Below are 19819 nucleotides of genomic sequence, written 5' to 3'. Positions count from 1 at the left end.
GGAATTAATAGCGAATGATTCGTAAAGAAGTAGACCCATCAGATATTCTTAAACAGAAAGAGAAAGACTCATACCCTATTTACGATTCTCTTTTAAAATCTCTTCCGATAACAAAAGACTGGGAAATATTCGAAAAAATCTGCTTAGAATTATTGCAAGATGAGCAAGATCTTAGTGGCGTCAGAACGTTCTTGTTGTATGGTTCTAGAGGTCAATCACAGTATGGGCTCGACATTGTAGGCCTCGATCTCAGAACAAGTAAAAAAGTTGCTGCACAATGCAAAAGATATAAAAGGGTTTCTCCAAAAAATATTACAGACTGGGTAGAAAAATTTATTTCTGAATCGGATATAGAGAGCTATCAAGAGTTCGTTTTGTGCACTTCTTATTCGATAAGTAGCCACACCAAGTTAGTAGAGTCTTGGCACATGGCAGAAAGAAAACTCGAAGAACACAAAATCATTCCTACATTATGGGATTACGACGTTATTCTAGAAAAATTGCGAAAAGCTCGAAGAATAACCGAGAAATACTATGGTCTAGAAGCTGCTAACAGATTTTGCACCTCACTACCTTTACCAATTAAATACCCCTACTCTTATAGTAAGAAGAAGAGTCTGTGTATTGATAATTTGGCGATTATTGAAAATGATAGTGTAAGACTGGAAGTATTTCTACCCACTGAGAAAAAGCCGAATTTGACCGCAGCATTATCATTTACAAGATCAGACTTGAATGGCGTTACAATTTCTTGCGATGGGAAGGCACTAGTCAAATTCATGCAGGAAAGAGCTCACGCTTCACATATAAAAGAAACGTCACTCATACAAACCCTTAACACTGGAAACTCTCTTAATATTTTGGTTTTACCAACGGTCAGATTAACTCTGAATAACAACGAATCAAATGACTTAGACTGGGTGATTTTTGAGGCTTGGAAAAGATACATATCAGAGGCTACGAGTATAGAGAAGAAATGGAAAACCGCTCGATTTGACTTACTAAAAGAAGATCATTTCGCATTCAAACTTTTTAGCATTGAACTATGGTTTTGGCAGGCAATTATTCAGTATTCCTATGAATTCGACTACGCAAAGGGAAATACCGAGCATCATATCTTCGATAACGCTCCAGGGTGTCTAAAAATATATGTAAAGGATGAAACACTAAGTTTATCTCGAGGTTTCCATCTGATTATGTACCCTTACTCTAGTGAGCGTGTTTACTCAACTGACCTATTTCTTTGTTGGCAGCCACTGACAGACATTGTTGGCGAGCCCCTAACCTACTCATCTAGAGATGCCTGGGACGCAGAATATTCACATAATTGGCTTTTAGACTATCTGTTCCCAAGAGTATACGACTGGTACAAAAATAGAAAAAGCAAAAGAAAAAGTTCTCTTAGCTTTCTAAATTTCAAAAGAAAAAAAACAAAATACAGAACGCTAACTGATATTTGTATTTCATATGCAAACACTTCCAACAGAAATATTGGTCTAAGAGTATCAAACATTTCGGAAGCTCTGGACTTGGCAAACACACTTCAAAGTCACTATACCATCTATAAGTCGAACGTCCTCATTGAGGTAATGATGATAGTTGACGTCTTAAAAGCTTGCCAGCATTTAACAGAAAACATGCCAGCATATGAAAGCTCGTATATAAGAGGAAAGTTAGGACTGAATGATGAAAAGGTTTATGACGGTATTACTTGTTTAATAAACTCTAAAGATAAAAAAGTGTTTCCAACATCAGGGTTTATGGACCATTCACTGCGATCACTATGCGCTATATTAAGAGAAAAATCAGCGCTCAGTGACTACGAAATTCAGTCATTATCTGATTTTATAAAGCCAGCATGGGAACGCTATCTAGAAGATAGAGTGTGCGCGTCCTATTATTAGTAAGTGATTCATATTCATCGTTTATTAAAAAAGTCAAAACAAAGGACAAGGGAATGGCAAAAATAGTTGAACTTGAGATAAAAAACTTTCGAGGCATATCGTCATATCACCAAAGATTGAATCGAGAAGTTATTTGTTTTTTAGGACGGGGAGACAGTAGAAAAACAACTATATTAGATGCTATTAAGGCAGTTCTTTCTCCCTTATGGAATCACTCGTTTTACGATACTGATTTTTTTAAACTTAATTCAGAGAACCCTATTGAGATTATTGCCTCCATCGCCTCTATACCCGAAAGCTTATTAGCTGAACATAAGTATGGACTATGGATAAGAACACTATGCCGCGACACAGGGATAGTTACTGACGATATTACCAAAGGTGATATTACTGTTTTAACGGTGAAACTCACTGTTGGTAGTGATTTAGAACCTAGTTGGACAGTTATAAATGGTAGAGCGGAAAATGAGATTAGTATCTCTGCGAATGACCGTTCAAAGTTTAACTGCTTCATGGTGTCGGACTCTATAGATGGACACTTTTCTTGGAGCAAAGGAAGCCCGTTAAACTCACTTTTAAAAGTACATACGTCAGAAGCGCCAAAGAAAAAAATCGTATTAGATGCAATTCGTGAAGCGAAGGAGAAAATCGATAAAGCTGATTACGCACATTACAGTGGCGTAATGGAAGCTATTCAAAAGCAAGCTGTAGGTTTTGGGTTAAATCTCGAAGAGGTCCAAACGACGATAGATTTTAAAGATATTAACCTCCATGAGGGTAAAGTGAGCTTACACAAAGAAGACGTCCCTTTTAGGCTTATGGGCAAAGGTTCAAAGCGCCTGGCATCAATGGCAATTCAAACAGCTATTTCGAGGGAAGGTGGAATAGTTCTGATTGACGAGATAGAACAGGGTCTAGAACCCGATAGGGTCCGACAAGTAGCTAGAACTTTAAAAGACGAGAACAAAGGGCAAGTAATAATTACTAGTCATTCGCGTGAGGTAGCAGTAGAACTTGAAGCCAAAGATCTTTCTGTGGTTTGCGTGAATAGAAATTCTGGAGAAGTAAGATCAAGCTTTCTAGATGTAGATAACAGTGGTCTACAAGGGTTAATTCGAGCTTGTCCTGATGCGTTCTTTTCTCAAAAGGTTATAGTTTGTGAGGGCGCTACAGAGGTTGGGGTATGTAGGGCCTTAGATGTATTTAGGCTGAAACAAGGGCGAGAACCAATGACCTTCAACGGTTGCGCTTATGTGGACGGCACAGGGCACTCATTTACGGATAGAGCATTAAATACTCGGAAAGCTGGGCTAGAAGTATCTGTGTTATGTGACTCTGATACTGACCAAGATTTAAAGCCGCAAAAGAAAGATTTGCTCGCCGAGAATATTTCTATTTTTGAATGTGAGGATGGGAACTCATTTGAGGACCAATGCTTCAATGATCTTCCATGGGAAGCAATTGATGAATTAATCAATTACGTTCTCAAAGTACATAATAAAACTGATGAATCTCTTTTGGCATCTGTAAAAGCAAAATACCCTGGAGAGTTCCCTGAAAACTGGAGACAGGCTGACACACCAGAAGTGAGGTCAGCTCTAGCTAAGGTATCCGTTACTAAACAAAAGGAATGGTTCAAAAGAGTTGGGCATGGCGAAAAGCTTGGTGAAGTGATATTCAAATATTTTGAGAACATGAACGGCACCCATCTTCATAAAATTTTGAGTCAACTAGACAAATGGATTGGCTAACCCATGGATTATGAAAATTTCGTAAACTGTGAAAAAGCACTTCTCGTAGCCCCTGCAGGATATGGTAAAACACATACTCTTGCTAAATGCCTAGAATTCACTACAGGGAAAAGCCTAATACTCACCCATACCCATGCGGGTATTGCTTCAATTAAACAAAAGTTAAAAAGTGCGGCAATTCACTCCCGTCGTTATTCTGTAGAAACGATAACCAGCTTTGCACAACGGTACGTAGAGTCTTTCTATATAGGCGATGAGAAACCTCTTCAAGAAGATACCACCAATTACTACCCTTTTATCATTAGTGAAGCAGCCAAAATTCTTTCAACCCCCCAAATAAAGAATGTCTTACTAGCAACATATTCAGGTGTCTTCGTGGATGAATACCAAGATTGCTCTCGCGGACAACACTCAATGATAAGAAAGCTCATAGAGCTCTTTCCAACAAGGGTTTTAGGTGACCCGCTTCAAGGTATTTTTGATTTTAATGGGGAGTTGGTGAACTTCGATGAAGATCTTGCTGATTTCAAAACCTTTCCCACATTAGATGTTCCACACAGATGGAATCAGGTTGGTGCAGAAGGGCTAGGTTTGGCACTTGCGGAAATAAGAGAAAACCTTGAAAACGGTAAACCAATCGATCTGAGAAACTTCGAGGAATCGATTGAAGTTACAATTGCTAGTGAACAAGACTTTTATAAATTCAAGTCAGATTATGTTCGTGCCCTCAACTCGTTAAGAGACGAAGATAGCCTATTGGTAATACACCCCAATTCAATGAATAAGCAGCCAAGAATCAAATTTTCGAAGAGGTTTAAAGATATTCGCTTGCTTGAGAGTATTGACGACAGTGATTTCTATAGCCTAGCAAAATCACTGGACAAATTTAATTTACAGAATCCGCTACCCCACATAAGAAACATTTCACTAGAGCTCTTTAACAAAACAGGTGTTAATGAATGGTTCAATGAAAAGGGCTTTAAAAATAAAAAAGATAAGTCTTCCAAAAAGAGAATTACAATCCTTCAGAAGCTAGTCGCGAACTTAGATTCACTGCACGATGTAATCGAAATTCTTAATGAGATTGAAGGTTTACCGAATATTTACTGCTCTCGCAAGGAACTACTCCGTTCAATTTCAAAAGCTATTGAGCTATCAGTTAAAAATAACACCTCTGTATTAGTAGGAATGAGAGAGCAAAGAAACAACATAAGGAGGCTTGGTAGAAGAGTGGAGGGAAAGCACGTTGGAACAACGTTACTAACAAAAGGTTTAGAGTTTGATGTTGTTGTCGTGCTTGACGCTCATAAGATTCAATCTCCGAAGCATCTGTATGTAGCTTTGACGAGATGCCGCAAAAAACTTGTTGTTATTTCTGCAAGTAACGTTTTGAATCCTTACACATAACCTGTGTAATTTCCGGCCCCAAATGGCCCATTTCCTGAGATACTGTTTCTAAGGCTACAGCCCTACTATGCTCTAATAACGATTTTACCCAGTTGTGCTTTCAAACATCCAGCACTATAACACTGAAGTTATCTATACCGTCACGGGCTAGCCTATTCACTTCATTTGAGATCTCAACAGAAAAGTGTTCTCTGATTGACTCATTTAGCAAATTGACTTCCGACCAAAATCCATCGCTACAGAGAATAAGGTTCTTACAGTTAGCCAGCGTCCCTGAAAAGGTTTTTACGCATCCTATATTATTTTGACCTACTTTCAACTTGCATGATAATAAGTGTCTTGATTTTAAATAAAATTCGTAATCTATTACCCCATCCTGGTACATTTTTAAAAACGGCACATCATCTGTGGTTAACCATTCAAGAGCACTCAATGTCACATTACCTATTCGGCAGTCTCCACACCATCCTGCGACATAGTATCCGTCAAAAATGAGAATTATTGAGCAACAAAATGCTCGCCCATCATGATGAGGAGACATACAGTCTATAGCCTTTAACACGTTACCTGAAAGTTGCATTTCTCTATCATTGACGTAGCACCAATCCTCTGCGCTAAGTTTTTCCGCAAACTCAATGACCGCTTCTCTTGTTTCTTCTGTATGAACAATACCGTCACATACTAGATATGCATGCCCCTCCTCTATAGCCCAACTGTGCACAAAATCTGCATTAACTGATTCTATAGAACCTGCCCCTGTTTGCATTACTAATACTTCAGTCAAAGCTTATTCCTGTCCTGCTAATGTATTAAATTTACTCAGTATCAATTCTTGCCTTTCAACTTCTTCATTTTGTAAATTGCTCGACAAAACATACTCAAAGTCCGAATTTTGTATAAATTTGTACATCGCATCTTGAATAAATATCTTCAAATCCTCAGGGCCCTCTACCACTTCGTCTACTAGTGAATCCTTTCCATTAACAAGGAGTACAATGTCTTCTGCATCTTTGCTTGATAACATGTCCTCTCCCCGAGAGGCGAAGGCAACCAATTTCGTTGCCAACAGATATTTTGTTTCTGCAATTCTAATCGTGACTCCATTCGGTAATTGATAGTCAATATTGTGCTTTTGGCATGCCTTGAACCACTCATTACTAAAACCGAGAACTTGCCCATCATCAGGCATGACATCTACACATATATCCCCACACACAAATCTGCACAACGGTACGTTTTCATCACCTTGTGGTATATAATTTTTGAATCCTCTTCCTCTCAGATTTGCGCTTAATTCGTCATAACCACTGTAGCCTGCAACCGATACGATGAAGTCCACATCTTTAGTGCTACTAATATCAATCGGCTGCGCATTATCCAAATGTAAAGATACCGTAGCACCACCAACGAAAGTAATTTCACGAAGAAACCCTTCATCTAACATTGACGCCACGGCCATCAACATCGCCTCGTGTTCTGTTGCCTGCATCATTTCTTTACTCTCAAATTATCCAGTAGCGGTAACACCTCTTCTCGTTCTCTAGCGGTGCCTATTCTAAAAATGTCAATTAATGCCAGTTGATCGTATAACCAACTATCTATCATCACAGCTTTTACCACGGATTTATAAATTGGGGGGATTGCTACTCCTTTCACTGTCCCTCTTGCGCAGGGCCAAACTGGAGGCATATCAGAGCTTAAAAATCTTGTTTTAAATGCTGGTGCTGCAATAGAAGTTGGAATACCTCTAGCTACCTTTCCTTTTTCTGCGTAGAAAGATACCCCAACACCATATCTAATGAAGTTATAGAGAACTGGACGATTCGTTCGAACGGGTCCACGTCCTACTTGATATAGCAACCCAGCGGCTATGCACCGCTTTACTGACTGGTTTGCTTCGCTAACGGATATGAATAGTTGTTTAGCAAGACTGCGATATGTCCAACCAGTGCTAGTAGTTGCTTCGAACTGGCCTAAATAATCTCTTATAGTTTCGAGGTCCTTTTGCTCAAAGTCATCTGGTTCATCACTTACAACCAGCTCATCATTGTCAAGGTCGTACGAGCTTGCGATTTCGGCCGACTCATTTAGGTCTAACCATGCCCTACCCTGTAGCCGCATGGTTGTGACCTTGGTCGCCTCGCTGTACTCCTCAAACCCTAAAATTTTTAATGTAACTAATATATCTTGACTTTTTAGCACTAAAAGCCCTCACATGTTTTCTGTTCGCGAACAACGAACACATTAGCTCAAAGTTTGATTGATATTGCAAGTTAAATATAGTTTTCTCATTTAAATAATGTTTTAAAGATATACCTCGGTTATTTCCGGCCTAAAGTGTCCCATTTCCTGAGATACTGTCTCCAGGGCTATAGCTCTGCTATAGCCTAATGCTTTCAACTCAACCATCCTTTCCTGTGCGTAACTATGACGCAAGCCATGTGCCCCAGTTGAAAAATACAAATTTCTACTTGAAGCTTTACTGAAGGAATCGGACCATTTTTTCCCACCACCAATATCATAACGCTGTAGGTACTTTATTTGACGGTCAGTGACAGTTACAGGGCTTTTGAGTCTGCGCTGTTCAAGTTGATTGACTAAGGCTGTAGGAATAAGCACGTGCCGCTTTAACCCTCCCTTCCCCACAACTGTGTAAAGTGAGCCTGAACGGCCATCCCATTTAGAACTCAATGCTTTTCGTCTATCAGGTTCCCGTTCGTCGTTTCTGGCCAATGTCAAAAGCTCATGAGCACGTAGCCCAGCGGCGTATGCGATTTGTGTTGCCAGACTATGCTTAGACGATTGCCCTTGAGATACGGCCTCGGCTTGTTTTCTAGTATACGCCCTGGACCGTGTTGCTTCAGCTAATTCTGACTTGACGATATAGAGCTTACCGTTATCAGGTAGTCTACCATTTAGCTGCATCATCGCTTGCAAGGCCTGACGTTCCATATCAAGTGTTTTTTGCCCTACACTCTCGGCGCGATACTCAAGGTAAAACCGTGCTTGTTCTAATGATAATGATTGCAAGCCATTAAGCTTTTTTTCCTTAACCCAAAAAGAAACCCTTTTCAGGGCATCTTCGTAGTTTCTAGCTGTTCCAAGAGACTGTATTCTCTCAGTCTTTGTTAGCGCCTTTATGACGTTATGAGCCTGCGTACTGGCTTTTGCAAACTTAGGCATTTTTATCAAGCCATCGTTTTACAGTGGTCCAATCGACACGCATCCCCTTTTTTTTGATCAACCACCTTTGCAGCTCTGCTTTTGTGGCACCGGCATGAAAAAGTTTACATAACTGATACCGATGAACATCGAGCTTTGAAGATTTCTTTCTCTTCCTGGCAATTAGTTTGGTTTCAGCTTTTAGCTGAGCAACTTCGTTTACTTCATTAAAATTCATGACACACCCTGCGTATTGTAAGATTAACTGGCCTTTTACGGCTCAGCGACACTAAAGCCTATTCGCCCCTGTTTAGCGCAACTACGCTTGGCTCGGACTGATCCCGCCAAAATTTAAAACCTCAGATACGTGGAAACGGCAGCTGAATGCGCCGACTTTAAAAACGCCTGAAAATGCGGCGTGACATGAATATAGATATGATAAGTGAGGTTCCTCACTACGTGTAAACGGCAGCTGAAAGCGCCGACTTTTTTCGATGCCCGAACGGGCTATACATTTAGAGATTACCTGCTGAAAAAATCTTTTTCAATCTGCAAATAGCGTCTGCAAACAGATAGCTGCGCGTAAGGAAGCAAAACCCAGACGCCCGCTATGCTGAAGACGATTTTCGGCTTCGACATAGCGGGCGGCAACGCGCCCGAAAAAAGAGAGGGATATTGCTCATGATGCCTCGATAGCAAGGGCTGGGTTTTGCGCTCAGCTTGCTGTTAACGGCAAACTACCTTACGCTTTAATCTCATCGATCGAGGAGGTTTTTATGGCACCGCTAATAGTGAGCAATCTGATGATACTTGGTTTGGTTGCATTCTTCGCTGGCTATTTCCATTTCGCGTCAAAGCAGGTGAAAAACAGCGGTGAGAACTAACCATTTTTAAAACTGGCGATCTGTTCCGCTAAGTCATCTTCTTCACAATAAAGAAAAGCTGTAGGAACTTTCAGTACCTCCGCTAACGCCTTCACCGTCTTAAAGTCGGGCGAATGGACCCCTTTTTCATATTGGTTCATGCGAGCGGAAGCTGAAAACTCGTCCATCCCTGACAGGATACCGAGTTGCTTTTGAGACAATCCCCGATCTTTTCTAGCCTGCTTCAACCGTTTGGGAAAAGGCGACTCATCATTATTCATACTTAAAACTAACTAAAACTTGAAAACTAAGAGTTTCTTAGTTTTAATAAGTCATAGATACTCAGAAATCCTTAGTTTTATTGGAGTTAAAGATGCTTTCGAAGATATTAAAAACAACCGCCCTGATTGCATTAGAAGTTCTGCTAGATGACCCAAGTGAAGATGCAAAAAAACAAGACAGGTTTATTGATGAACATAATGACGGCGCAGGAAATGTAAATTTCTTTGGGGATGATTATTCTGAACAAGAAGCGCGAGATGCCCACGACCGCGGTGAGTTTTACTATTAAGAGAATTGACGAAAAAAAGTTCTAATGTAAAAATTAAACTGGGTTTTTACTTTCATTGGGATGCGCAGCCCTAAGGCTGCGCAGAATTTATTTTTCTTCATCTTCAATTTTGAATTGCATCTGTTTTTCACCAACTCGATTATCTCCAGAGTTAGTGAAATATTCAGAAGGAGATATTACCTTTGAAAATACCTCTCTGGAACACCCTGAAAAATCAAGAAGAGCGCCCAAAAAGCTTTTCACAGGTATAGGTAGATCATCAAAACTTGCCAAGTGTCTATCGAAAGCTGCTTGTTCAAGAGTTCTGGCAACCTCAAATAGAGTATCAGAACTGCTATATTTGACCACTATCTGAGCTAAATCCTCAGCCGGTATACTTTCAGCTTCAGATCGAAACTTTCTATTGACTTGGTTAAATACTGATGACCCGTTCTCAACACTATTCAAGGCCAATTCTAACCACATCATTTTATTATTAATTTCGGTCTGATCATCACCATACCTAATAGCGCTGGACATATGTTTGAGCCTCTCATCTGAAGGTCTCAACGCAGTGTCAGCTGAACTAAAATCTAAAGAAATTGCAGCTATAGATGCAGTGTAATAGCTTAATCTGATCAGACTTTTGGCGCTTTCAGTATTTGGATGGGTTTTTGTAGCACTTCTAGCGAACTGTCCAAAATTATCTAGTGCTATATTCGCAGAAGAAATACCAAACCGATCGCCCAAAGCAGTTTTCATTTTCTCAAAGCCATGACGATACGCTTTCCCCCCCCTAACTTGATCTAGTTCATCTACAGATTGTAAAAACTCTTCTTCAGACAACCGATCAATAGACTCTATAAATTTGTTAGTTTTTATTCTCTGAACATCATTTCCATCAATCCAGAGAATTTTATTTCTTCTGGCTAAGTCTCGTAATACTGGGTTATTGTCAGTCGTAACAATACCTGCGCCTTCTACACCTAAAACTTCGGACAAGCCTTTTACAAAAAACATTCTTTCTGCAGCTTGGGGTCTTTTTTTATCTTTGATATCTATAATTGTCCGTCTTCTGGCGAACGTAGCTGACCTCTCGTATATCCATAAATCTGCATCTGTTAAGTCAAGTTCTTTTACTTGCACATTGATACCTCGAACGACGAAAAATCCAGCTTTGAGAAAATAGTTCCTCATTAATTCTTCGGTTTTAAACCCTTTACTAGTCACTAGAGACCACCTCCACTTCTTACTGAACTCAGTAGTGTTCTCATTTGTGAACTACTTGGCTGAATGCTCTTTTTCTTTTTAAACCTTGTTCTTGCAGCTTCAGGTCCTATGTAAGCCGTTACTTGCGCACTCGGAACATTTTCTAGAACTGTATTGTTAGCAGAACCGTTTTGCAAAACTTGTAGGGCAATTTCACCAACCTCTCGTTTAAGAAGTTGCATTGAAAAACCATAGTTCCCAGCTATTATCCTAACCACTCTCTCCAGTTCTAAAGCTCTATAATCTTTCCCAATTGCGGGCACAGGCCCTACTGTCCCCCCTCGAATTAATTTGCCCAAGATCAGCTCAACACCCCATATACGACCTCTGGAGGATGAACTTACAGACACGCCATAACATAGTGCGGAAACCAGTGCCTTTGCGTGGTCAAATGCATCATCCAACATAGGATTACTAAACTTATGAAAAGAAGAAGGTGATGTTATAAAACTGTGATCTCCAGCCTCATTTGAAACGACATTTTCATCAAAAAACGCTGCTGCTCTCAATTTTGATAATAGTGTTTGACCTAAGATTTTTTCAGCAACTTTAATATGTACCGCACCTTGTAACTTGAGCTTTTCGTTGAAGTTTATTAACGAACTCTGTTCAGTTGAATTCAAAGAGCTCAAAATTTTTTGAGATTTCGAAACAGTATCTCTTCTAAAGAGGTTTCCGTTAAAAAGTAGAGGATCATCGTCATCGGAATCACTATCGATAAAACCAATAGTTGACGCTTGAGTGATTAGCTCACTAACTTCACTATTGGGCAACCTATGAATATCTGAAATGTATTCCGAAGCAAGCTTTCTATTAATTGGCGCTTGAGACACCTTTTCACTCAAATCTAACACAGCGTTTTCATGGGAGTCAGGGGCGTTTCTATTGAACATATCTGTAGCATGAGAAAGCGCACTATTTGTAGTAATCCCCAATACTGATACGGCACCGCTGTTGGCAACATCAATTACTTTTTGCTTCTTCAACTCTTCAAGACAAGCCTTTAATTCCGTTCTGGGGTTCAAGCCACCAACCTTGCCTAAGGTTATAACAAGCTCATTGCTTAATTCATCTTGATCAGACGCAGCCATTCTAGACAGCAACGAAGCGGACTTCGCGGCAATGTCTATAGCGCCATATTCCGCGGCCACATTTGTGTTGTCATTAATTTTTCGGCCATGGTGTACTATCCATGCCCCCATGGTTTGTTTATCCATCTTATTTCCTTCCAGTGGATTGAAAATTAACTTTAGTATTTCTTAGAATAACAAAGTTTCTGACTGAGCCTACCATTTTCCTTTCATAAACAAGCTTTACTTAGATCTACTTATAATTTAAATTAGAGCTTAGGTGTTTTACACCACAAAAAGGCGCTCTAACCAGCTGCCTGTTACACGTAATGAGGAAAAATACGGACCTTCCTTCTCTAGGTCATCCACTTCATAAATGTTTAACAGGTTTAGGTATTACGGTTAGGAGGGCTTATGTCCGCATTTATTACCACGAAACAAGCAGCAGCGTACTTAAACTGTACGCCTCAGCATCTATACAATCTAAGAAATAAACGTAAATCTGCCATTGAAGAAGGCAACAAGACTTTAGCTAACAAGCTCGCGCCTGAAGCAATTAAAATTGGTGGAAAACTACTCTTCGAAGAATCCAAGCTGGAAAGCTGGCTGCGTACCTACGGCGAAGTTGCTTAGTCTGAGAATACGGCAGGCATAAGCGATCAAACCCACTGCCTGCCGTGTTGAACTGAATTTCAACATTGGTAGTTTATGTTATCTGAAATGATTCAGCCAGTCTTGGCTGCGCCTGTTAGTGCGCGAGAGAGACTAATCAAACGGCTAGAAACCACAACTCCCCAACAAACTCTTTGCGCACAAGAGGATGTGACTAAAAGCACCTATCGGTACAGATTTAGTGCCTTACAAAAGTATCTTCACATCCAGGTTAATCCAATAAATACAAAGTGCTGGCTGATATTCGATTTAGACGGGACAGATCCATTTATATGGGAAGACAAACTATTACCACCTCCAAACATTATAGTAAGTGGACAGGGCCCTAAAGCAAAGTTGCAACAGATCTCCGCACACCTTTTTTACGCCATTCAAAATGTACCAACTAGCCGGAATTCACGCCGAAAACCTATTAATTTCCTAAACGATATCAAAAGAAAAATGACTAGCGAATTGATGGCCGATAATGCTTACACTGGTCCGCTTTGCAAGAACCCACTTCATCCGTTTTGGAAAACAAGTTTTCTACACGATCACGAATATAACTTAAACGAACTAAACGATGGGTTTAAGCGACAAGAAATGTACAAACGTGGGGACTTTGATTGGGATGATGTTCCCGATTCAAGAAATTGCACGGTGTTCCATGAGTTAAGGTTTGAAGCATATCGCCGAGTAATTTTCGCTAGGGAAAACTGGAGCTATGAGCAATGGGAACAACACCTTTTTCAGCTCGCGATTTACTTTAATGATTTTACCGGAAAAGACCTGAGCAAAACGCACCAATTGCCGCTTAATGAACTTTCTTCGATAGTTCGCAGCGTATCTCGATGGACCTGGCTGAACTACAACCCACCGCATAATAGGGGCATAGCAGGTCTTTGGAACCTACCCATTCAAGCAATTACCCAAAAGCTGGCACAGCAAGAAGGCGCACGTTACACGCATCGAACGCGACAAGAGAAAACCAAACAACAAATATTGGAAGCTAGATCTCGTCTTACAAAGCGAGGCGAGCGCCTTACTCAGATCAATCTGGCGAAGGAATCTGGTCTAACTCGTCAAACAATAGCGAAGTACAAGGATGTGATTAAATGTTAAGTATGCTGACAATCAGGGTATTATTGTTAAGCAGGTGCCTAGAGAAGCTTAAAAGAAGAAATTATGTATGAGTAAACCAAGCTACATATATGCTACATGGTTTAAAAAATCAGAATTCTCTTTGCTACATATACTGGGGATAATATTTGTAACTTTCTGATTATTAAAGATATAGATTGGTCGGTGTGAGAGGATTTGAACCTCCGACCCCTGACACCCCATGACAGTGCGCTACCAAGCTGCGCCACACACCGACCGAAAGAGCCGATAAGTCTACTTATTTTTAGTCACAATGCAACGACAATTACACAAATCCTTGATTAAGTGCTTAATTGCTAATCAGTTTGTAATATAAAACTGCAAATTCCGGTGCACAACGCCGTTTTTATAACGTTAAATAACACACACCTGTTACCACTAAGGCAACAATTACGTTAAGCACTATGCCCTCTCGTGCCATGGTTTTTATATCAAACTTCTCGGTGGAATAAGCAATTGCGTTTGGCGCGGTAGCTACTGGCAGCATAAACGCACAACTAGCGCTAATAGCGGCGGGTATCATTAGTAGTTTAGGATCTACACCTACCGCAAAGCCTGCTGCCGCTAATATTGGCATAAGTAGTGTGGCTGTGGCGGTATTCGATGTAATTTCGGTCAAGAAGGTTACAAATAAACAGATACCCAGAATAAGGAAAATCACCGGTAGGGTTGAAAGCCCGGTAAGCCACTCCCCCATTAGCACGCTCAAGCCCGATGATTTAAACGCTTTAGCAATACAAATACCACCAGCGAACAATAACAACATGCCCCAAGGAATATTATTGGCGGTTTTCCAGTCGAGTAATTTGTCGTGTTGGCCTTTGCGCGTTTCAGTGGCAGGCGTTGTTTCACCGTTATTGGTCATAAACATGGCCACAACACCGGCTACCGCAATGGTGCTATCGCTAATAGTGGTAATACCTAACCACGCACTCCAGAACGGCCTGAATACCCACGCCATGGCGACGGTGCCGAATATCGCCAAAACGCGCTTTTCGGCCACTGTCCATTTGCCTGGTTGAGGTAAAGCAATGTTACCCACTTGCGTTAACCCCCGTGCTAGCCACAACGCCATTAGCGGAATAGAGACCAGTACAATGGGCACCCCAGTTTTCATCCACTCAATAAAGCTGTATTCATGCCCTTGCGTTTCTTCATAAACGCTCATAAAAATAATATTGGGCGGCGTGCCAATGGGCGTGCCCACGCCGCCTAGACTTGCGGCATAAGCAATACCTAAAATAAGGGCTACACCAAATCGTGGGTTTTCCATAGCATTAATAATGGCCATGGCCATAGGTAGCATCATTAAAATGGTGGCTGTGTTACTTATCCACATGCTTAAAATAGCGGTGGTCAGCATAAAACTTAATATTAGCTTTAGCGGGCTTCCCGCCCCAGTGACTCGTAGCATATAAATAGCGAACCGTTGATGCAGGTTAGCTTTCTCTAACCCTTTCGATAGCATGAACGCTGCCATTAGCAAGATAATAACGTGGCTACCTAGCGACGAAGCCGCTTCGGCATGGGTCAATACACCGGCAAGAGGAAATAGTGCAAATGGGATAAGTGAGGTTGCGGGTATGGGCAGCGCTTCCGTTACCCATAATATTGCCACAAACAAGGTAATGCCTGCGGTAAGGGCAATATCAGCACTTAGATCTGAAAAGTATATTCCTGAGCCAAGCGCTAGTGAAGTAAGAAGGGCAATAAGAATAATAAACGAGCTTCTGTCGAACGGCTTTTCGGCACTCATTGCGCATCCTTATTTATACTTTATTTCATGTTTTGTTACATGCTTTGCTTTATAGAATTTATTCGCTGTAGAGCTTATGCGCTGCCTTTATCATCAGAGGATATACGGCTGGCTACTGCGCCGTCTTGCCCTTTGTATTTTGCATCTACGCGGGCATTGTATGGTTTTTCGGCGGGGTTCGATAACACTTCAAAGCTTAACGCACCAATTTTCATTTTTGGGCGAAGGGCTAAAGGCAGTTTTCCGCTGTTGTAGAACTCCAGCACAATATTGCCAGACCAACCAGGATCGATTCTGTGTGCGGTTACATGCACCATCAGGCCTAATCGAGCTAGCGACGAACGTCCATCTAACCAACCTACAATATAATCTGGCAGCGTCACAGATTCATGAGTGATTGCCAGTGCAAGCTCGCCTGGGTGCAAGAAAAATGCTTTGCCTTCTGGCAATTCAATTTCGTCGCTCATTACATGGTCTAACGCTTCTTGTACCTGCGCTTTAGGTCCGCTTAAATCGATGTAAGGTGCTTGATGATCTTCAAATACGCGAAATTTATTACCTAGGCGAATATCTACCGTCACCCCACTAATTTCTTCGTAGTCGGGAGTTGGGTCTATTTTTATTTTCCCAGCTTTTAAATGTTCGTATATATCGCGATCGCAAAGGCGCATAAGCGGTAAGTCCTTACTATAAAGTGTGCGGTATTATGCGTATGTAGCACTCGCCAATCAACTGGCTATAAGCGACTATTTACATAAATAACAAAATTAGTCACTTAAACGGTTAAAACTGATTAATTTCCGTTAAAGTTTGTCATTTAAAGCTTACTGTTAACGCCAATGGGGTCGCCTTTAATATGCTTGCTTTGCTGCGTTCTGGGTGCAACGGTTAATGCTAATTGCATCGATAACGCTCTAGCGGCTTCGCGGTAGCTTTCACTTAATGGGCTCTCAGGTGCACTTACCAACAGTGGCGTACCCGCATCGGCGTGTTCGCGCACGGTGATATCGAGTGGTAATTGGCCTAGTAGTGGCAAGCCATGTCGCTCAGCTAAGATTTCGCCGCCATCTTTTGAAAACACATAGTCTTTGGTGCCACAGGCACGGCATTGGTAATAACTCATGTTTTCAACCAGTCCCAATACTGGCACTCCCACTTTTTCGAACATGCTAATGCCTTTTTGGGCATCGGCTAGCGCTAAGTCTTGAGGTGTGGTTACTACTACCGCAGCAGTTAGCGGCACTTGCTGCGCCATAGTAAGCTGAATGTCACCAGTACCCGGCGGCATGTCTACAATTAAATAATCGAGTACGGGCCACAAGGTTTCATCAATAAGCTGTTTTAATGCCCTACTCGCCATTGGGCCGCGCCACACAGCGGCGTCTTCTTGCGGCACCAAGTAGCCGATAGAGTTTGCCACCAACCCATGGGCGCTTAACGGCTGCATGTGTTTGTTATCAGTGCTATGCGGATGTGCGTCGGTATTGCCCAACATAATAGGCACCGATGGGCCGTAAATGTCAGCGTCTAAAATGCCTACACTTGCCCCTTCTTGCATAAGCGCAAACGCCAAATTAATACTGGTGGTCGACTTCCCTACCCCGCCTTTGCCTGATGCCACGGCAATAATATTTTTAATATTATTAACGGCGGTATTTTTAGTTTCACCCGACGCTATGTGTTGGCTAACGATGAGTTGCTGTTCGGTAAGCTCGCCTTTTAGTGCTTCTAGCACGTAAGCTTTAATTGTTGCTTGCTGAGTTTTATAACAAAACGGTAAGTTGATAGTGAATGTGTTGGAAGGAGTTTCGTGATCAGCTTTCGTGTTGTCAGCTTTTTTGTCACCAATGGCTTGATCTGCATCTAACTTATCTGCACACCATTGTGCGGTAATGTCGGCTTCAATACTGAAATAGCTGGCTAAAATAGCCGCAACTCTGTCGATGAGTGGCTTAGCTTTACGGGAAAAGAACATAAATTATCCTGTCTACGGGGTATTTTGTGAATTTCGTAATGCAAAAAACGCGGATTTCCGCTAGTATTTGCAGCCATTTTGAAACGCGAAGAATCTATACGTTATTATGTCTGAAAATCGCCGCATTCTGGTAACCAGTGCGTTGCCCTACGCCAATGGCTCTATTCACTTAGGCCACTTGCTTGAACACATTCAAACCGATATCTGGACACGGTTTCAGCGTCTGCGTGGAAACGAATGTTACAGTGTTTGTGCCGATGATGCACACGGTACACCTGTTATGCTTAAAGCGCAGGAACTGGGTATTACACCAGAAGAAATGGTGGCCAGAACTCGTGCAGAGCATCACCAAGACCTGCTCGATTTTCACGTAGAGTACGACAACTACTATGTAACCCATTCGCCTGAAAACAAGGCGTTGTGTGAAGAAATTTACACTCGTTTAGATAACGCCGGTTACATTAGCAAGCGTACGATTAATCAATTATACGATCCGCAAAAAGAAATGTTTTTGCCAGACCGCTTCGTTAAGGGTACCTGCCCTAGCTGTGGTGCTGAAGATCAAAACGGCGATAGCTGTGATGTGTGCGGCGCTACTTATAGCCCTACTGAGGTTAAAAACCCTCGCAGTGTGGTATCTGGTGCTACTCCGGTATTGAAAGAATCTGAACATTTCTTTTTCGACCTGCCTAAGTTCGAAGACATGCTTAAAGGCTGGATCCGCTCGGGTGCCCTGCAAGAAGAAATGGCCAACAAGCTTCAAGAGTGGTTTACCGAAGGTTTGCAGCAGTGGGATATTAGCCGCGACGCCCCTTATTTTGGGTTTGAAATTCCAGGTGCCCCGAATAAGTTTTTCTATGTATGGGTAGATGCCCCCGTTGGTTACATGGCCAGCTTTAAAAACTTCTGCGACCAAAACAATCTGGAATTCGACGATTTCTGGGGCTCAGACTCAGAAGCCGAGCTTTACCACTTCATCGGTAAAGACATTACCTACTTCCACTGCCTATTTTGGCCTGCCATGCTAGAAGGTGCGGGTTACCGTAAGCCTACTGGTGTAAATATTCACGGTTTTGTTACTGTGAATGGGGCGAAAATGTCTAAGTCTCGCGGCACCTTTATTAAAGGGCGCACTTATCTAGACCACTTAAACCCAGAGTACTTACGTTATTACTTTGCGTCTAAGCTTGGCGATAGCGTGACAGATATCGACTTAAACTTTACCGATTTCGCTCAAAAAGTGAATTCAGACCTAGTAGGTAAAGTGGTAAACATTGCTAGCCGATGTGCCAGCTTTATTACTAAGCGTTTTGACGGCAAATTGTCTGACAACGTGTTAGAGCCAGAGCTTATTGCCGAGTTCCAAAATGCAGCCGACACTATTGCCGATTTATTCGAGCGCCGTCGTTACCATCAAGCGATACGTGAAATCATGACATTGGCCGATAAAGCCAACCAGTTCATTGATACCAACGCCCCTTGGGTAACGATTAAAGACGAAACCAAACAGCAGTTCACTCACGATGTATGTTCGTTGGGTATCAATATGTTCCGCTTGTTGGTCATTTACTTAAAACCTGTGCTTCCAGTATTGGCAGAAAAAGCAGAAGGCTTCTTGAACGATGAGTTTACGTGGTCGTCTCTTGAAACCGTGCTAACGGGCCATGCTATCAACAAGTTTAAGCCAATGATGCAACGTGTAGAAATGGAGAAAGTAGACGCCATGGTTGATGATTCAAAAGAAAACCTAGAGCCAGCAAAGCCAACGGTTAACCCAGACAGCCCGTTAGGTAAAGATCCTATTAGCGAGACAATCTCGTTCGACGACTTCGCTAAAGTAGATTTACGTATTGCACGTATCGCCAACGCTGAGCATGTTGAAAAGGCCGACAAACTTCTACGTTTAGAGCTAGATTTAGGCGGCGAAACAAAGCAGGTATTTGCAGGTATTAAGTCTGCCTACTCGCCTGAGGCGTTAATCGGGAAGCATACCGTAATGGTGGCTAACCTAGCACCGCGTAAGATGCGCTTTGGTATGTCTGAAGGCATGGTATTAGCTGCCGGCCCTGGTGGTGATGAGCTTTATATCTTAGAGCCACACGAAGGTGCATTGCCTGGTATGCGCGTTAAGTAAAACTGGGTTGCTGACTTTTTAGGTAAACGAACCGCCAGAAAATTTGAAAGCCGTGTTGATAGTCTCAACGCGGCTTTTTTGTTTATGGGAAAATGATGTAGATTTTCTTGTTTCTCTGCCTAGTTTAAAAGTGGACATCCATGTATTAACGCCACTAAAAACATGG

General features: G+C 41.7%; 18 protein-coding genes and 1 tRNA gene. 7 read left to right on the top strand and 12 right to left on the bottom strand.

The features are described 5' to 3' along the window. Nucleotides 1-14 precede the first annotated feature (14 nt). Genes AMBT_RS05275 through AMBT_RS05265 form a run of 3 tightly spaced genes read left to right on the top strand, consistent with a single transcriptional unit; the run spans nucleotide 15 to nucleotide 5062 of the window. Nucleotides 15-1904, top strand: coding sequence for a hypothetical protein (locus AMBT_RS05275; RefSeq protein ID WP_013783552.1), 1890 nt, complete (start codon nucleotides 15-17; stop codon nucleotides 1902-1904). A 53-nt stretch (nucleotides 1905-1957) separates the two neighbouring features. Further along, complete coding sequence (locus AMBT_RS05270) at nucleotides 1958-3655, top strand: ATP-dependent nuclease (protein ID WP_013783551.1); 1698 nt, start codon at nucleotides 1958-1960, stop codon at nucleotides 3653-3655. Between the two features lie 3 nt (nucleotides 3656-3658). Then, on the top strand, nucleotides 3659-5062 hold the full coding sequence (locus tag AMBT_RS05265; protein ID WP_013783550.1) for a UvrD-helicase domain-containing protein: 1404 nt from the start codon (nucleotides 3659-3661) through the stop codon (nucleotides 5060-5062). 100 nt (nucleotides 5063-5162) lie between these two features. On the opposite strand, the gene AMBT_RS05260 is transcribed toward AMBT_RS05265, so the two are convergent. From AMBT_RS05260 to AMBT_RS05235, 6 genes are all read right to left on the bottom strand, one after another. After that, the gene (locus tag AMBT_RS05260) at nucleotides 5163-5846 is read right to left on the bottom strand and encodes a hypothetical protein (RefSeq protein ID WP_013783549.1); all 684 of its coding nucleotides are present in this window, start codon (nucleotides 5844-5846) and stop codon (nucleotides 5163-5165) included. 3 nt (nucleotides 5847-5849) lie between these two features. Further along, a complete protein-coding gene (locus AMBT_RS05255; protein ID WP_148259077.1) occupies nucleotides 5850-6554 on the bottom strand; it encodes a hypothetical protein in 705 nt (234 codons plus the stop codon). Further along, a complete protein-coding gene (locus AMBT_RS05250) occupies nucleotides 6551-7264 on the bottom strand; it encodes a hypothetical protein (protein WP_013783547.1) in 714 nt (237 codons plus the stop codon). The genes AMBT_RS05255 and AMBT_RS05250 overlap by 4 nt, the downstream gene beginning before the upstream one ends. Before the next feature lie 102 nt (nucleotides 7265-7366). Continuing rightward, nucleotides 7367-8245, bottom strand: a complete 879-nt coding sequence (locus AMBT_RS05245; RefSeq protein WP_013783546.1) for a site-specific integrase — start codon at nucleotides 8243-8245, stop codon at nucleotides 7367-7369. Further along, nucleotides 8238-8462 (bottom strand): hypothetical protein, encoded by a 225-nt coding sequence (locus AMBT_RS05240; RefSeq protein ID WP_013783545.1) that lies wholly within the window; start codon nucleotides 8460-8462, stop codon nucleotides 8238-8240. The genes AMBT_RS05245 and AMBT_RS05240 overlap by 8 nt, the downstream gene beginning before the upstream one ends. Nucleotides 8463-9104: 642 nt before the next feature. Further along, entirely contained in the window at nucleotides 9105-9368 is a 264-nt protein-coding gene (locus AMBT_RS05235; RefSeq protein ID WP_013783543.1) for a helix-turn-helix domain-containing protein, read from the bottom strand. A 92-nt stretch (nucleotides 9369-9460) separates the two neighbouring features. Between AMBT_RS05235 and AMBT_RS05230 the strand changes: the two genes are divergently transcribed. Beyond that, nucleotides 9461-9658 carry a hypothetical protein gene (locus tag AMBT_RS05230; protein WP_013783542.1) on the top strand — a complete coding sequence of 66 codons (198 nt, stop codon included), beginning with the start codon at nucleotides 9461-9463 and terminating at the stop codon, nucleotides 9656-9658. A gap of 87 nt (nucleotides 9659-9745) precedes the next feature. On the opposite strand, the gene AMBT_RS05225 is transcribed toward AMBT_RS05230, so the two are convergent. After that, nucleotides 9746-10867 (bottom strand): hypothetical protein, encoded by a 1122-nt coding sequence (locus AMBT_RS05225; protein ID WP_013783541.1) that lies wholly within the window; start codon nucleotides 10865-10867, stop codon nucleotides 9746-9748. Then, a complete protein-coding gene (locus tag AMBT_RS05220) occupies nucleotides 10867-12123 on the bottom strand; it encodes a hypothetical protein (RefSeq protein ID WP_013783540.1) in 1257 nt (418 codons plus the stop codon). Before AMBT_RS05220 ends, AMBT_RS05225 begins: the two co-directional genes overlap by 1 nt. A gap of 267 nt (nucleotides 12124-12390) precedes the next feature. On the opposite strand from AMBT_RS05220, the gene AMBT_RS05215 reads away from it, so the two are divergent. Then, complete coding sequence (locus tag AMBT_RS05215) at nucleotides 12391-12609, top strand: helix-turn-helix domain-containing protein (protein WP_013783539.1); 219 nt, start codon at nucleotides 12391-12393, stop codon at nucleotides 12607-12609. A gap of 75 nt (nucleotides 12610-12684) precedes the next feature. Continuing rightward, nucleotides 12685-13749: a replication initiation protein gene (locus AMBT_RS05210; RefSeq protein ID WP_013783538.1), complete on the top strand. Its 1065-nt coding sequence runs from the start codon at nucleotides 12685-12687 to the stop codon at nucleotides 13747-13749. Nucleotides 13750-13926: 177 nt separating this feature from the next. On the opposite strand, the gene AMBT_RS05205 is transcribed toward AMBT_RS05210, so the two are convergent. The 4 genes from AMBT_RS05205 to apbC form a co-directional block, all read right to left on the bottom strand. Continuing rightward, nucleotides 13927-14003 (bottom strand) — tRNA-Pro (locus AMBT_RS05205). A gap of 131 nt (nucleotides 14004-14134) precedes the next feature. Further along, on the bottom strand, nucleotides 14135-15544 hold the full coding sequence (locus AMBT_RS05200; protein ID WP_013783537.1) for an SLC13 family permease: 1410 nt from the start codon (nucleotides 15542-15544) through the stop codon (nucleotides 14135-14137). Between the two features lie 74 nt (nucleotides 15545-15618). Continuing rightward, nucleotides 15619-16215, bottom strand: a complete 597-nt coding sequence (gene dcd, locus AMBT_RS05195; protein WP_013783536.1) for a dCTP deaminase — start codon at nucleotides 16213-16215, stop codon at nucleotides 15619-15621. Nucleotides 16216-16361: 146 nt separating this feature from the next. Continuing rightward, nucleotides 16362-17519, bottom strand: a complete 1158-nt coding sequence (apbC, locus tag AMBT_RS05190) for an iron-sulfur cluster carrier protein ApbC (RefSeq protein ID WP_013783535.1) — start codon at nucleotides 17517-17519, stop codon at nucleotides 16362-16364. Between the two features lie 106 nt (nucleotides 17520-17625). Here apbC and metG point away from each other — a divergent pair, with 106 nt between their 5' ends. Further along, nucleotides 17626-19653, top strand: a complete 2028-nt coding sequence (gene metG, locus AMBT_RS05185; protein ID WP_013783534.1) for a methionine--tRNA ligase — start codon at nucleotides 17626-17628, stop codon at nucleotides 19651-19653. The last annotated feature ends 166 nt before the right edge of the window (nucleotides 19654-19819 follow it).

Origin of the sequence: Alteromonas naphthalenivorans (assembly GCF_000213655.1) — a bacterium.
In the GTDB taxonomy this organism is placed as follows: Bacteria; Pseudomonadota; Gammaproteobacteria; order Enterobacterales; family Alteromonadaceae; genus Alteromonas; species Alteromonas naphthalenivorans.
The sequence above is the reverse complement of the archived record's forward strand: the minus strand, read 5'-3'. Positions and strand labels throughout refer to the sequence as shown.